General features: G+C 62.9%; 10 protein-coding genes. 5 read left to right on the top strand and 5 right to left on the bottom strand.

Translation table 11 applies throughout. The annotated features are described in order from the left end of the window. Nucleotides 1-9: 9 nt before the first annotated feature. Both ACLH0J_RS16255 and ACLH0J_RS16260 read right to left on the bottom strand, forming a co-directional pair. A complete protein-coding gene (locus ACLH0J_RS16255) occupies nucleotides 10-2,397 on the bottom strand; it encodes a TonB-dependent siderophore receptor (protein ID WP_411388095.1) in 2,388 nt (795 codons plus the stop codon). Between the two features lie 153 nt (nucleotides 2,398-2,550). Beyond that, a complete protein-coding gene (locus ACLH0J_RS16260) occupies nucleotides 2,551-4,203 on the bottom strand; it encodes a cyclic peptide export ABC transporter (protein ID WP_411388096.1) in 1,653 nt (550 codons plus the stop codon). A 199-nt stretch (nucleotides 4,204-4,402) separates the two neighbouring features. On the opposite strand from ACLH0J_RS16260, the gene ACLH0J_RS16265 reads away from it, so the two are divergent. Beyond that, complete coding sequence (locus ACLH0J_RS16265) at nucleotides 4,403-5,230, top strand: formyltransferase family protein (protein WP_411388097.1); 828 nt, start codon at nucleotides 4,403-4,405, stop codon at nucleotides 5,228-5,230. Between the two features lie 45 nt (nucleotides 5,231-5,275). Here the strand turns inward: ACLH0J_RS16265 and ACLH0J_RS16270 are convergent, their stop codons facing one another. Both ACLH0J_RS16270 and pvdM read right to left on the bottom strand, forming a co-directional pair. Further along, nucleotides 5,276-6,142: a formylglycine-generating enzyme family protein gene (locus ACLH0J_RS16270; RefSeq protein ID WP_411388098.1), complete on the bottom strand. Its 867-nt coding sequence runs from the start codon at nucleotides 6,140-6,142 to the stop codon at nucleotides 5,276-5,278. Nucleotides 6,143-6,218: 76 nt separating this feature from the next. Next, on the bottom strand, nucleotides 6,219-7,577 hold the full coding sequence (pvdM, locus tag ACLH0J_RS16275; protein ID WP_411388099.1) for a pyoverdine-tailoring dipeptidase-like protein PvdM: 1,359 nt from the start codon (nucleotides 7,575-7,577) through the stop codon (nucleotides 6,219-6,221). A 142-nt stretch (nucleotides 7,578-7,719) separates the two neighbouring features. Between pvdM and ACLH0J_RS16280 the strand changes: the two genes are divergently transcribed. Then, nucleotides 7,720-9,345 (top strand): PvdJ/PvdD/PvdP-like protein, encoded by a 1,626-nt coding sequence (locus ACLH0J_RS16280; protein WP_411388100.1) that lies wholly within the window; start codon nucleotides 7,720-7,722, stop codon nucleotides 9,343-9,345. Here the strand turns inward: ACLH0J_RS16280 and ACLH0J_RS16285 are convergent. Further along, the gene (locus ACLH0J_RS16285) at nucleotides 9,342-10,589 is read right to left on the bottom strand and encodes a methionine gamma-lyase (RefSeq protein WP_411388101.1); all 1,248 of its coding nucleotides are present in this window, start codon (nucleotides 10,587-10,589) and stop codon (nucleotides 9,342-9,344) included. The genes ACLH0J_RS16280 and ACLH0J_RS16285 overlap by 4 nt on opposite strands. A 123-nt stretch (nucleotides 10,590-10,712) precedes the next feature. Between ACLH0J_RS16285 and ACLH0J_RS16290 the strand changes: the two genes are divergently transcribed. The 3 genes from ACLH0J_RS16290 to ACLH0J_RS16300 all read left to right on the top strand — a co-directional run bounded on the left by ACLH0J_RS16290 (nucleotide 10,713) and on the right by ACLH0J_RS16300 (nucleotide 13,825). Next, nucleotides 10,713-11,189: an Lrp/AsnC family transcriptional regulator gene (locus ACLH0J_RS16290; protein ID WP_411388102.1), complete on the top strand. Its 477-nt coding sequence runs from the start codon at nucleotides 10,713-10,715 to the stop codon at nucleotides 11,187-11,189. A gap of 210 nt (nucleotides 11,190-11,399) precedes the next feature. Then, a complete protein-coding gene (locus tag ACLH0J_RS16295) occupies nucleotides 11,400-11,990 on the top strand; it encodes an antibiotic biosynthesis monooxygenase (protein WP_411388103.1) in 591 nt (196 codons plus the stop codon). After that, a complete protein-coding gene (locus tag ACLH0J_RS16300) occupies nucleotides 11,987-13,825 on the top strand; it encodes an amidohydrolase (protein WP_411388104.1) in 1,839 nt (612 codons plus the stop codon). The genes ACLH0J_RS16295 and ACLH0J_RS16300 overlap by 4 nt, the downstream gene beginning before the upstream one ends. Nucleotides 13,826-13,837: the final 12 nt, after the last annotated feature.

A 13,837-nucleotide genomic window follows, 5' to 3' on the forward strand; every position in this document is an offset into this window, starting at 1 on the left:
GACCGGGCGTTAGAAGTTCCAGCGCGTGGTCAGCATGACGTTGCGCGGGTCACCGTAGTAGGCAGTGTTATAGAAGCCGATGTTGGTGTAGTAGTACTTGTCGAACAGGTTGTTCACGTTAAGCGTCGCGGAGACGTTGTCGGTGATCTGGTATTTGGCCATTGCGTCAACCACCCAGTAGGCTTCCTGGGTGAACTCTTCGTAACGGCTCTTGCCACTGTTGTACACGTCTTGCCAGGCCTTGCCCTGCCAGCGTGCGCCACCGCCGATGGTCAGGCGGTCCAAAGCCCCTTTGAGTTTGTAGGAGGTAAAGAAGCTGACTTGATCCTGGGGTTCCCAGGTCGAGACCTTGTCGCCACTCTCGTCGCGGATGATTTTGTGGGTATAACCCGCCTGTGCCTGCCAGCCAGGCGCCAGTTCGCCGGACAGCTCGGCCTCGAAGCCTTTGGTCTTGGCGGTAATGCCTTTGTAGGCATATGAAATGGCGGAGTTGGTCGGGTTGGCGTTGTACTTCGCATCGGCTTCCGCGCGGTTGGTTTCGTGCACTTCAAAGTAGGCCAGGCTGGTGTTCAGCCCCCCGTTGAAGAACTCGCCCTTCACACCCACTTCGTAGTTCTTGCCTTCGTCAGGTTCAAGCAGCTTGTTCTCACTGTCGCGGTTATACACCTGCGGCATGAAGATTTCGCTGTAGCTTGCATACGCGGTGAAGTTGTCGTTCAGGTCGTAGGTGACGCCGGCGTAGGGCACGACCTTGCCGGTTTCAGTGGATTTGTTATCGCCTGTCAGCCAGTAGTTGGCTACGCGGCTGCCGAGGAAGACGTTCAAGTCATCCGTCAGGTTGAAGCGCGCGGTCATGTAGCCTGCGGTTTGCCGAGTGGTTTCATCAATGACTCTGGTCGGCGTGCCCCAATCCGGCTCTGCGAAGTTGCCGTCGAAGTTCCAGAAGTCGACCACGCGACCGTTGGCGTAGGTGGGTGAGCCGTAGTCTTTACCCTTCCAATGGGAGTTCGAGGCCGAGCCACCAATCACCAATTCGTGCTCTCGGCCGCCCAGGCTGAATGGACCACTGGCGTAGATGTCGCCAGAGTCGGCGCGGGTGTGGCCGGTGAATTTGTTCGCATAGAGCGTCGACAGACCGGTTGCAGTGAATGGGCCAAGCTGGATCGCACCCATCGGTGCGTCATACCCGCTGAACTGATGGGTGTATTGCCCCTTCACGACCCAACCGTTGTCGAAATTGTGTTCCAGAGTGGAGAACACGCTCTGGGTGTATTGCTCCCAACTGCTCCACTTGGCGCCGTTGTTGAACGAGCGCTTTACATCGATGCGGTTACCGCTGCGGTCGAACAGGGGACGGCTACCCGACCAGCCAGAACCTTTAGGGTCGCTGTTCTGGTAGTCGAAGCCCACGGTCAGCAGGGTGTCTTCGTCGAGGTCTGCTTCCAGGGTGCCGAAGTACACATTGGTCTTGCGCTCATAGCGGTCCACGAACGAATGCTTGTCCTGGTAAGCCGCCACGGCGCGGCCGCGCACGTTGCCGCTGTCGGTCAGCGGTCCACTGACGTCGACCTGGGAACGGTAGTTGTCCCAGCTTCCCGCACCCAGTTCCACACTGCCTTTGAACTCACGGGTAGGCTTCTTGCGGATCAGGTTGATGGTGGCCCCAGGCGCCCCGGCACCCGTCAACAGGCCGCTGGCCCCCTTGAGGATCTCCACACGGTCGTAGATCGCCATGTCACTGAGGGTTTGCCCGGACGAATAGGCCGAGTTACGCAAGGTCGGGATGCCGTCGTATTGGAAGTTCTCGACCGAGAACCCCCGTGAGTAATAGTTGGTGCGCTCGCTGTCCAGGGTCGACAGGGTAATGCCTGGGGTATGGCGCATCACGTCATCGATGGAGTTGAGCGCGAAATCGTCCATGTGTTGACGGGTGATGACACTGATTGACTGAGGTGTTTCACGCGGGGTCAGCACCATGCGGGTAGCCGTAGCGATGGTTCCTGGCGTATAGGAACCGGTCCCTTCGGTGACTGTACCCAACTGGTTGACGGTGATCTGGGTGGTCCCCAGTTCTAGCCCTGAGGAGGCGCTGGCGGTGATGGTGACGGCGTTGCCCTGCAGGCTGTAGCTGATGCCGGTGTCTTTGAGCAGGGCAGAGATGGCCTGCGTGGGCTCCAGCTTGCCTTTCACCGCCGTGCTGCTTTTATTCTGCACATCCGTCGGGCTGTACAGCACCTGCAGGTTGGTCTGGCGGCCAAATTCCTGCAGTGCCGCCCCCAACGGCTGTGCAGGAATGTCAATCTCGATCTCTTGAGCCTGTACATAGCCTGACAACGGTAAAGAAACCGCCAGTGCAAGGGCGCATGGCTTCAGGTTGACGTTCAAGGCTCTGCGCATGGATAGCGCTTTGCTCAAGGGACTGAGACCGAGTCTTACTGACATGGATGCTTTCTCTTCTATGTTGGATTGGGCAGATTGTAGGTGTTTATGAGTTTGTTTCTCATTAACAGTAGTGAGACGTTCCTAGTTGGCAAACCCGGAAAAGAAAATTCACGCAGGGGCCATTTCGTGCACGACCTGGCCGGCGCGCAGGCGCACCAATTGGTCGGCGATATCGAAATAGCGGTCGTCATGACTGATCACGATGATGGTTTTGCCCAGGCGCTTGAGGTCCGGCAGCAGCTCGGTATAGAAGATCCGGCGGAAGGCCGGGTCCTGGTCGGCGGCCCACTCGTCGAACACCAGCACCGGGCGTTCTTCCAGCCAGGCATTGACCAGCGCCAGGCGCTTGCGTTGCCCGGTGGACAGGTCGGTGGTGCTGAACGCTCCGTCCTTGATGGTGACTTTGTGGGCGATTTCCAGGCGATCCAAGTATTGCGTCGCACTGTCCAACGATGTCTGCCCGCCGCCCTGGACCAGATCGTCGAATAGGTAATAGTCGGCGAAAACCGTGGTGAATAATTGGCGGTAATCATCGCGGGTAGGGGCGATCACGGCTTCGCCGTTGAGGTGGATTTCCCCTGCCTGGGGTTGATACAGGCCCAGCAGCAGCTTGATCAGGGTGGTCTTTCCACAACCATTCTCGCCGACAATAAACACGATATCGCCATGCTTGATGCTCAGATTGATCGGCCCCAGGTGGAAGGGCTCGCTGCCTTCCACCGGTGGTGGACTGTAAGTCACGCCCCGCAGTTCCAGGCTGCGGACTTCGGGCTTGGGAGCTTCGCTGTCGTCCAGCAGCAGATGCGGCTCGGGGGATGAAAAGCGCTCGGACAGTTCGGCGATGCGCGAGAATGCGATCTGTGCGCGGCTGACAATCGGCAGTGCGGTCACCACGTGCTCCAGCGGGCCCTTCATATACAAGAGCACCAGCACAAAACCGGTGATCACCGCCGGGTCGGGGTTGGGGTTGTAGGCCTGGAACGCCAGCGCCAGGCCGATGACTACGAAGAACAGCATGGAGCCGAAGGTCTTGGCGACGATAAAGATGTTGACCGAGCGAATCTGGATATCGCCGATTCGGTCAGCGGTGGCCTGGATGCGATGGGTATTCATGCGGTAGCGACGCGGTCGATGGATGCGCAGCTCCTTGGCCCCCGATGCGATGGCGGTGTAGTAGCGTTGCAGCTCGTCTTCCTGGTTGCGAGCGGCTTCAAATCCCTTGATGCCCGCCGAGCGGGCCACGTACTGCACAGCAGTACCTATCATGATCGCCACTACCATCATCAGGAACATCGGCACTGACAGGTACGCCAGGTACCCCAGGCAGCCCAGTGTGACCGTGGTGGCAATGGCCAGAGGCGTGAACGAAAAGGAAAAGTCGCTGATGGTGTCCACGTCATGGGTCAGCACCGGAATCAGTTTGTGCGTGCGGTAGCGCTCGATCTGCTCAATGGGCGCCGACAGCACTTTCTCGCCGAGGTCCTTGCGCAAGGCGGCAATGATGCGTTGGCCGACAAAGTTGGTGCCGATGTCCGATACGATCGAACTGACCAGCGCCAGTACGCACAAGGCCGCAAAGCTCAGGATCACCCCTTGGGTCATGCCCTGGGGCGAGTGCAGCGCATTATTGATAGTCGCCAGCAGCAACGTGATGGCCAGGCCGCCGGCCATGCCCAGGGCGACGGAGACGCTCACGATGGCGCGAAAGGGCCTGAGCAATGCGAGCAAACCTTTGAAGGCGCCGCGCTTGGGGTCGGTCATAGGTACTTCCCGGAAAGTGAATGGAGGGGGCTGGGCACACAGACCCTTACCCATGACAAACGAAGCGTCGGCGCGAGTATTTAGCGCGGCGTGCCCGGTGGCGGCGGTGGCGGATAAATTGCCCGGGGGCTGGTTCGTTCTTGTTGGGTAGGCGCACGCGTAGGGTCGCGTGCCGGATTGATCCAGTGAGAGCGAAACAATGACGAAAAAGAACCTGGTGTATGTGTGGTCCCTGCGCAATGCCGCTGCCGACAAGGCCGGGCAGCCGGTGGCCTACAAGGACCACGAGCTCTATATGAAGTCGGTGCTGGAGTTTCTGGTGGGCTCGCTCAACGACACGTCGCTGGGCGAGGCCTATAAGTTGGTGGGCGTGGTGTATGACGACGACGAGCAAAACCCGCGCGACCGGCAATTGGTCGCGGACTACGGCTTTGCCTATCAGCCGGGCCGCCAGTGGCTGTACCCGGCGGACCTGCGGGTGCAAGGGCGTCTGGTCAACGATTTGCTGCTGAGCGTACCGTCCACCTACCGCCGCCTGCCGCGTGGCAGCGCGCAACACATCGCCGGCAAGCAGGATTTCGAGCGGCGCCTGCATGACACGCTGGTGGAGCTGAAGGCCGATGTCGTGGTGCTGGACGGCCTGTTGGTGATCCTCGACGAACTGGTGCGTCCGGGGGCGCCGTTTGCGCGGCGGATCATGAATATTCACCCGGGCATCACCCGTCTCGAATCGCCTTACGAGCGCCGTGGCGCCTACGCCACCTGGAACGCTTTGTACGGTGCCCGTGGCCAGGCAGTGGTGGATTGGACGACCAAAGAGACACAACCGTGCGAGCCGCTGTACCTGACCGGGGCGTCGTTCCACTACGTGGACAACGGCATCGACTCCGGCGAAGTGTTCCACGACGTGCTCAAGACCGAGATTTCACCGGACGACACCATCCTCGAATTGCGCTGGAACAACTTCAACAACAGCCTGTTCCCGGCGTTGCATGAAGGCCTGGAACGGTTCGCCCAGCAAAGCTGACGCACGCCCCCTGTAGGGGCGAGCAAGCTCGCTCCTGCAAAGGGGTTAGAGGTCGCGTACGACGCGAAAGCCGATCCAGTCCCCGCGTGTCTGTGGGTAGATGTTGTTGCGGTTGCCCGAACGCGAGAACACCGGCGCTTCGCCCCAGTCATTGCCACGGATCTGGTAGCTCTCGCAGTTCGGTTCCACCCAGGCGCTGCCGTCGGTGGGCGCGCCGATGTAGTTGGGGTGTTCGCAGTCGGCGACGCGCTCGTAGACGTTGCCGTGCATGTCGTACATGCCGAATGCGTTCGGCGGGTAGCTGCCCGCCGGCGAGGAAAAACTGTAGCCATCCGCCGGGCCATAGGTGTTGGCATGCTCGGCGATGCTGTAAGCCTTGCCCTCGTCGAACGGAAACGGGAAGGGCCCGCTGGAGCCGGCGCGCGCGGCGTATTCGCGCTGGGCTTCGCTGACCATGTGGTACGACTGCCCGGTCTTTTTCGACAGCCAGGCCACGTAGCGTTTGATGTCATCCATGTCCATGCACACCGCCGGCTGACGCGGGCCCTGGGGGTAGCGCGGCTTGCTGGCGATGCATTCGCGGCCGGGGCGGGTATCGCCGTCGGCGATTTTCACTCCGGTCTGGCGGATGTAGCTGTCCCACTCGCCGGCGGTGATCTGGAAGCGGCTCATGGCGAACGGCTTGGCGAAGGTCACGGCATGCATCGGGCCTTCGTCGGGCTCGCGGCCGATTTCATCGTCGGGCGTGCCCATGGTGAAAGTGCCGGCGGGCAGCACTACCATTTCCGGGCAGTCCTTGCAGTCCTTGAACACCTTGCCGGGTTGCGGCGTGGCGGCGTGGGCCAGGTTGGGCAGCAGCGCCGCGCACAGGGCGGTGAGGGCCAGGGTGGTCAGGGCGTTGGATGGCGTCATGTGGGCTTCTCGTTCAAAGGGAAAAGGGCGTGCATCACCACCGCCGGCTCGGCAAGGTCATGGTGCGCTCACGGATTCACGTCGTGGGTGATGAGCGGTCGGCCAAAGGCTTGGCGGCTTTTTGTACCTGGTCCCACACCCGCAGGAAGTTGCCGCCCCACAGCTTGGCGATGTCGGCTTCGGAGTAACCGCGCTGGATCAGCTCGGCGGTGACGTTGCGGATCTCGCCGACGTTGTTCCAGCCGTCGATCCCGCCGCCGTCGTTGAAGTCCGACGCCAGGCCGACGTGGTCGATGCCGATCTTGCGCACGGTGTAGTCGATGGCATCGCCCAGGTCCTTGAGGGTGGCCTTGGGTTCTTCGTCGAGGATGGCGTACAGCGCGCTGGCGTATTCACCGAACGTGTGCTCGGGCCAGGCGGCGATGATCGCGTCACCCGGCATCAGGGCCACGGCCAGGTTGGGCAGGGGCGGCAGGTTGAAGCGGGCGCGCAGGCGGTTGAGCTTGTCCTGGGTCGGCTGGCTCAGCGGGCGCAGATAGGCGGAGAAGGCCACGATCTGCACCACGCCGCCGCTGCGCTTGATCAGTTGCAGTTCCTTGTCGCTGAGGTTACGCGGGATATCCACCGCCGCGCGTGGCGCCGAATGGGACGCCACCATCGGTGTGCGGCTCAACTGCGCCACCTGCTCCAGGGCCTTGGTCGACATCTGCGACACATCAATGATCACCCCCAGGTCATTGAGGCGATGCACCGCTTGTTTGCCGATGTCCGAGAGGCCGTCGAGGGCGTCCACCGAGTCATTGAAAAACGGCAGCGGGCGCGACGAGTCGGACCAGGCGTTGTTGCCCACATAACTGAATCCGAACATGCGCATGCCGCGCGCGGCCCACAGGTCCAGTTGGTTCAGGTCGTTGCCCAGGGGGTAGGCGTTGAGCATGCTCATGAAGATCGCAAACTTGCCCTCGCCGTGCAGACGGCGGAAGTCGTCAGGGGTGTAGGCGATGGCGACCTGGTTGGGGTAGTCGCGCACCATGGCGCTGATGATCTTGTAGCGCACTTCCTGTTCGTTGCGCGCCGCTTCGACGAAACCCTCGGTAGGCCTGTGCGGGGCGTTGGCGCCGTTCCAGATTTCCGGCCAGCCGAAAATCGTCAGCGCCGCACCGGACAGGCGCCCGCGTGCGGCCTTGGCCAGGTCGAACTGGCCGCTGCCGTCTTTGTCGGCCTCGTTGCCGGCGGTGCCGAAATCCAACGGCACGGTGATATGGCTGTCGAAGGACAGCAGGCGGTCCTGCAGCTCATCGGCCTGCTTGATGACTTCCAGCGGGTAGCCGGCAGTGCCCCGGAACCAGTGATCCCAGACCAGCAAGCCGGCCCCGATGGCCAGTGCCAGCGGCAGGCCGATATACAGCGCCTTTTTCGAACGTGGTTTTGTCATTGCCATCTCAGTCAGTTGAGGCCTTCGCTATCAGGGAGGAACGAGTGATCGGCGGGGAAATTTAGGCGGCCGGGACGGGGCGGTAAATTTCCCCGGCGTGCAAACGTTCTAGCTCTGATAAAGCCGTTTCCTAAGGTAGACAATGACCATCTCTCGACGTGGGTTCATCGCCGGCCTGGCGCTGACCGGTGCCGCTGTGCCGGCGGCCTTTTATGCCCATCGCGAGTTGACGCGCGAAGACGAATTGCCCATCACCCCCGGCGAAGCCACGGTGGACCTGGCCGACACCGCCGGCCAGCACCTGGCGAACACCTTGCGTGGGGTCTGGAGCCTGCGCCTGGAAGGGCGCGACGCCGGCCTCAAGGGCCTGCCGCTGCAAGGCCTGGCGCTGCTGCTCGACATCGCCCCGCGTGGCCGTGGCCTGCGCGGCTACCTGGACACCGCCGACAACCTGCGCGCCGAGGGCGAGCCGCGCTACCGCGTGCTCGGTGATGTGCTGACCGGCGACGGCGCCGTGCTGTACTGGCGCCTGATCGACCGCGACACGGCCGACGGCAGCCCCGCCTATGAATTCAAGATGACCCTCGACGAGGTCTGGGCCGATTTTGCCAACGCCGGCAGCGGCACCCTCAGCGGGCAGATCGTCGACCTGGATCGACCGCTGGCGTTGACCGAGCGCGACAACCGCTGCATCGCGCACAAACACCGGTTTCCCGAAGCCCGTCAGCGCATCGGCCTCAACCCGACCCTGCTGGCCTGGCTGATCTCCCCCGAGCACCGCCTGTTTCACCAGCTATGGCACGCCACCCGCGACCAGTGGCACAAACTCTCCGAAGACAAACGTGACGCCCTGCGTGGCATCGGCTGGCAACCCGGGCCGCGCGGCAAGGAGCGCGATGCGCGCGGCAAACACAAGGACCGCAACGGTTCGGGCATCGACTTTTTCTTCATGCACCGGCACATGCTCGGCACCGCGCGTTCCATGCAGCACTTGCCCTCATGGCCGCAATTCCCCGCGCCCCAACCGGCGCTGGAGCTCGATCGCCAGGGCTTCCTGCGTTACTTCGACAACCACGACGGCTTCGCCTTGCCGCCGGCCTGGACCGCGCCGGATGACCGCGACTACACGCAGTGGGTCAGCGACATCAAGGCCGCCGAGACCTACCACAGCAACTTCCAGGTCTGGGAATCCCAATACCGCGACCCGCGCTACCTGGCCAAACTGACCCTGGGCCAGCTCGGCTCCGAAATGGAACTGGGCCTGCACGACTGGCTGCATATGCGCTGGGCCTCGGTGCCTCGTGACCCTTCCAACGGCGCGCCCGTGCCCTTCGCCCGCGACCCGGCAGACTTCGCCCCGCGCTGGTATACGGCGGAAAACGACTTTCTGGGCGACCCGTTTTCGTCCCACGTCAGCCCGGTGTTCTGGCGTTTCCACGGCTGGATCGACGACCGCATCGAAGACTGGTACCGCGCCCACGAACGCTTCCACCCCGGCGAAGTCAGCCGCCTGGACGTCAACGGTGTGGCCTGGTTCGCGCCGGGGCGCTGGGTGGAAGTGGGCGACCCCTGGCTGGGCCCGGACACCCATGGCTGCAGCACCACGCCGGGGCTGCAGATGGGCCGGTCGATGGAGATGGACCCGGAGACCATGAAGCTGGCGTTGCGCATCACCTTCGGCGAAGACGAAGGGCTGTTGCAGGGCCTGTTCAAGCGCGTGCCGAAGCGGCCCTGGTATGCGCGGCATTTGAAGGTCAAGACTGCTTAGTTCGCTTTCTCGCTGAGCGCCATCGAGGCCTGGCGCGGCAGCGCGCGTGTGCATTTGCCCAGCGCCTGGCGCACATCCGCCAGCAGGTCGGCGACGTCTTCAAGGCCCACCGACAGCCGCACCAGGCCCTCGCTGATCCCATGCTGCGCCCGTTGCTCCGGGGTGTAGGTGGAATGGGTCATGCTCGCCGGGTGCTGGGCCAGCGACTCGGCATCGCCCAGGCTGACTGCGCGGGTGAACAGCTTGAGTGCATTCATGAAGCGACGGCCGCTGTCGATCCCGCCCTTGAGCTCGAAGGCGATCATGCCACCGGGCAGTTTCATCTGCCGCGCCGCCAGCTCGTATTGCGCGAAGGTGCGCAGCCCCGGATACGTCACCCGTTCCACCGCCGGATGCGCCTGCAAGGCTTCGGCCACGGCCTGGGCATTGCTGCAATGGCGGTCCATGCGCAGGGCCAGGGTCTTGAGCCCGCGCATCAGCAGGGAGGCGTCCTGGGGCGACATTACCGCGCCGGTCAAATCCTTGAGACCTTGCAGGCGAATGCGCTGGGCCAGGGCCTGGCTGCTCACGGCGATACCGGCGGTGATATCGCCGTGGCCGCTGAGGTACTTGGTGGCCGAATGCACCACCACATCGGCGCCGAGGTCGAGGGGGCGTTGCAGGTAGGGCGTGCAGTAGGTGTTGTCGACCACCACGGTCACGTTGGGCTGGCGGTGGGCGAGGGCGGCCACGGCGGCGATATCCACCAGTTGCAGGTTGGGATTAGCCGGGGTTTCGCAGTAGATCATCCGCGTGGCGGGACTGAGCGCGGCGTGCAGGGCCGCCAGGTCGGTGAGGTCCACATGCCGCACCTTGATGCCGAATTCGCCGATGCCATGGTGCAGCAGGGCAAAGGTGCAACCGTAGAGGGTCTGGCTGACGATCACCTCGTCGCCGGGGCGCAACAGGGTCCAGAACGTTGCGGCAATCGCACCCATGCCGGAACTGAACGCCACCGCGGCTTCACCGTTTTCCAGGCTGGCCATGCGCGACTCCAGCAGCGCCAGGGTCGGGTTGGAAATGCGTGTATAGAAATAGCCGCTGGCCTCACCGGCAAAACAGGCGGCGCCGTATTCGGCAGTGGGGAAGGCGAAAGTGGCTGAGAGATAGATCGGCGGGACCAGGGCGCCATGGTGGTCCTTGGGGTCATAACCGTGGTGGATGGCACGGGTGGAAAAGCCGAATGGGTGGTGTTTATTGTTCATGTCGGGCGCTCCTTATTTCCTACGATGCTATGCTCATAACCACGGCCGAACTTTGCAAAGTTTGCTGCGAAATTCCCTGTCAGGGGATGAAAGTCCGATAAAAACAACAATTCGAGGCACGTTATGCCCATCAGCCTGGATCGCACCGACAAAGCCCTGTTAAACGCCCTGCAAGGCAACGCCCGCCTCACCGTGGCCGAACTGGCCGACCGCGTGTCCCTGACCACCTCACCGTGCTGGCGCCGGGTGCGCAACCTGGAAGAGAGCGGGGTGATCAGCGGCTACCAGGCAATCCTCTCGCCCAAGGCGCTGGGGTATGGAGTGACAGCGTTCGTCAGCATCATGATGGAAAGCCACACCCAGGAGATCGCCCGGGCGTTTGAACAGCGCTTGCAGGAGATTCCCGAGATCGTGGCCTGCCATAACGTGTCGGGGCGCTATGACTTTTTGCTCGAAGTGGTGGCCAAGGATCTGGAGTCGTTCGGCGAATTCGCGCGGGAAGTGTTGCAGGCGTTGCCTTGCGTGAAGGAGATCTACTCGAGTTTTTCCTACAAATCGGTGCGGACGTTGCGGGTGATTCCCTTGCCGAACCACCTGTAGGCGCAAGCTTGCTCGCGAAAAACCCAAGGCCGCCGCGTTGATCCTGGTTTACCGCGTCATCGTTAACGATCTTCGCGGGCAAGCTCCGCTCCTACGGGAAGGTATCCCGCCGTAAGGGCGAAATCCAAACAGCACGTACATCCAATTTTCGCCTGCCCATCCCCGCCAAACTCCTCTCATCGCTGAATTCCCGAAGCAGAGGGGCACCCCATGGAGCCGGCAGCAAAAACAGGACCCGACGAAGTCGTCACCCTGGTCGTCAAACACCTGATCAAGCAAGGCCTGGAAGCCGACTACGAAGCCTGGCTGCGCCGCATTGTGCGTATCGCCGGCGAGCGTCCCGGCCACCTCGGCGTCGATGTCGTGCGCAGCAAACAGCACGGCCTGGCGCTGTTCACCTGCGTGTTGCGCTACCGCTCCACCGACGACCTGCAAGCCTGGCTCGATTCCCCCGAACGCAAGACCCTGATCGCCGAAGCCACCCCGATGCTGGCCGACGGCGACAACACCGAAATCGGCGCGGTCAACGAGTTCTGGTTCGCGCCCCTGGCCGACAGTGCCGCCAAGCCGCCGCGCTGGAAGCAGGCGGTGGTCACCCTGTTCGTGATCCTGCCGCTGACCCTGCTGGTGCCGATCGTGTGGGGCCCGATATTGCGCCTGCACCCGTTCCTGTCCAACTACGTGGTCGCCACCTTCCTGGTGACCCTGACCATCGTGTTGCTGGTGGTCTACCTGCTGATGCCGGCGGCCACCCGCCTGTTCGCTCCCTGGCTCGAAGCCTCTGTAAAGGAAACCCTATGAACGCCGATCTGATTCTGTTCAATGGCCAGTTCCACACCGTGGACCGTGAAAACCCGCGCGCCACCGCCGTCGCCATCCACCAGGGGCGTTTCGTCGCCGTGGGTACCGATGGCGAGGCCATGGCCCTGCGCGGCAGCGGCACCCAGGTCATCGACCTCAAGGGCCGCACGGTCATTCCGGGCCTCAACGACTCGCACCTGCACCTGATCCGTGGCGGCTTGAACTACAACCTCGAACTGCGCTGGGAAGGCGTGCCGTCCCTGGCCGATGCCTTGCGCATGCTCAAGGACCAGGCCGACCGCACCCCCACGCCGCAATGGGTGCGCGTGGTCGGTGGCTGGAACGAATTCCAGTTCGCCGAAAAACGCATGCCCACCCTCGAAGAACTCAACCAGGCCGCGCCGGACACCCCGGTGTTCGTGCTGCACCTGTACGACCGCGCCTTGCTCAACCGCGCGGCCCTGCGCGTGGCCGGCTACACCAAAGACACCCCGAACCCGCCGGGCGGCGAGATCGTGCGCGACAGCCACGGCAACCCCACCGGCATGCTGGTGGCGCGGCCCAACGCAATGATCCTGTATGCGACCCTGGCCAAAGGGCCGAAACTGCCGCTGGAATACCAGGTCAACTCCACCCGCCAGTTCATGCGCGAACTCAATCGCCTCGGCCTCACCAGTGCCATCGACGCCGGCGGCGGCTTCCAGAACTATCCCGACGATTACGCGGTGATCGAGCAACTGGCCAAGGACGAACAGTTGACGGTGCGCATCGCCTACAACCTGTTCACCCAGAAGCCCAAGGAAGAACTCAGCGACTTCAAAAACTGGACCGGCAGCGTCACCCTGCACCAGGGCGATGATTACCTGCGCCACAACGGCGCCGGCGAGATGCTGGTGTTCTCCGCCGCCGATTTCGAAGACTTCCTCGAACCGCGCCCCGACCTGCCGCTGACCATGGAGCAGGAGCTGGAGCCGGTGGTGCGTCACCTCGTCGAGCAGCGCTGGCCGTTCCGCCTGCACGCCACCTATAACGAGTCGATCTCGCGCATGCTCGACGTGTTCGAGAAGGTCAACCGCGACATTCCGTTCAATGGCTTGCCGTGGTTCTTCGACCACGCCGAAACCATCACCCCGCACAACATCGAGCGCGTGCGCGCCCTCGGTGGCGGGATTGCGATCCAGGACCGCATGGCGTTCCAGGGCGAATACTTCGTCGAGCGCTACGGCGCCAAGGCCGCCGAAGCCACGCCACCAATCACGCGGATGCTCGCCGAAGGCGTACCGGTCGGCGCCGGTACCGATGCCACGCGGGTGTCGAGCTACAACCCATGGACCTCGCTGTACTGGATGGTCAGCGGTCGCACCGTCGGCGGCCTGGCGTTGCACGCCGAAGGCCTGCCGCGCCTCACCGCGCTGGAACTGTTCACCCACGGCAGCGCCTGGTTCTCGTCCGAGCAGGGCAAGAAAGGCCAGATCAAGGTCGGCCAACTGGCGGACGTCGCCGCGCTGTCGGCGGATTTTTTCAGCGTCGACGAAGACGCCATCAAGTGGATCGAATCGGTGCTCACCGTGGTCGGCGGCAAGGTGGTGTACGGCGCCGGCGACTTTGAAGATTACGCACCGCCGCGCGTCCCGGTACTGCCGGACTGGTCGCCGGTGGTCAAGGTACCGGGGCACTGGCGTCCCGCTTCGCCGCTGCAGGCGCAGGTTCACCAATGCAGTGGCCCCTGTGGCGTGCATTCCCATAGCCATGAGAAAGCGCGTCTGTCCAGCGTGCCGGTCAGCGACTTCCAGGGTTTCTGGGGCGCGTTCGGCTGCTCATGCTTTGCTTTTTAAAACCCTCAAAGG

It is taken from the genome of Pseudomonas sp. MPB23 (assembly GCF_046605395.1).
In the GTDB taxonomy this organism is placed as follows: Bacteria; Pseudomonadota; Gammaproteobacteria; order Pseudomonadales; family Pseudomonadaceae; genus Aquipseudomonas.

Bases quoted from the DNA above. Each gene is read 5' to 3' on its own strand.
- ACLH0J_RS16280 (WP_411388100.1), top strand. From the start codon at position 7,720: ATGACCATCTCTCGACGTGGGTTCATCGCCGGCCTGGCGCTGACCGGT.
- pvdM (WP_411388099.1), bottom strand. From the start codon at position 7,577: ATGACAAAACCACGTTCGAAAAAGGCGCTGTATATCGGCCTGCCGCTG.
- ACLH0J_RS16290 (WP_411388102.1), top strand. From the start codon at position 10,713: ATGCCCATCAGCCTGGATCGCACCGACAAAGCCCTGTTAAACGCCCTG.
- ACLH0J_RS16295 (WP_411388103.1), top strand. From the start codon at position 11,400: ATGGAGCCGGCAGCAAAAACAGGACCCGACGAAGTCGTCACCCTGGTC.
- ACLH0J_RS16270 (WP_411388098.1), bottom strand. From the start codon at position 6,142: ATGACGCCATCCAACGCCCTGACCACCCTGGCCCTCACCGCCCTGTGC.
- ACLH0J_RS16285 (WP_411388101.1), bottom strand. From the start codon at position 10,589: ATGAACAATAAACACCACCCATTCGGCTTTTCCACCCGTGCCATCCAC.
- ACLH0J_RS16300 (WP_411388104.1), top strand. From the start codon at position 11,987: ATGAACGCCGATCTGATTCTGTTCAATGGCCAGTTCCACACCGTGGAC.
- ACLH0J_RS16260 (WP_411388096.1), bottom strand. From the start codon at position 4,203: ATGACCGACCCCAAGCGCGGCGCCTTCAAAGGTTTGCTCGCATTGCTC.
- ACLH0J_RS16255 (WP_411388095.1), bottom strand. From the start codon at position 2,397: ATGCGCAGAGCCTTGAACGTCAACCTGAAGCCATGCGCCCTTGCACTG.
- ACLH0J_RS16265 (WP_411388097.1), top strand. From the start codon at position 4,403: ATGACGAAAAAGAACCTGGTGTATGTGTGGTCCCTGCGCAATGCCGCT.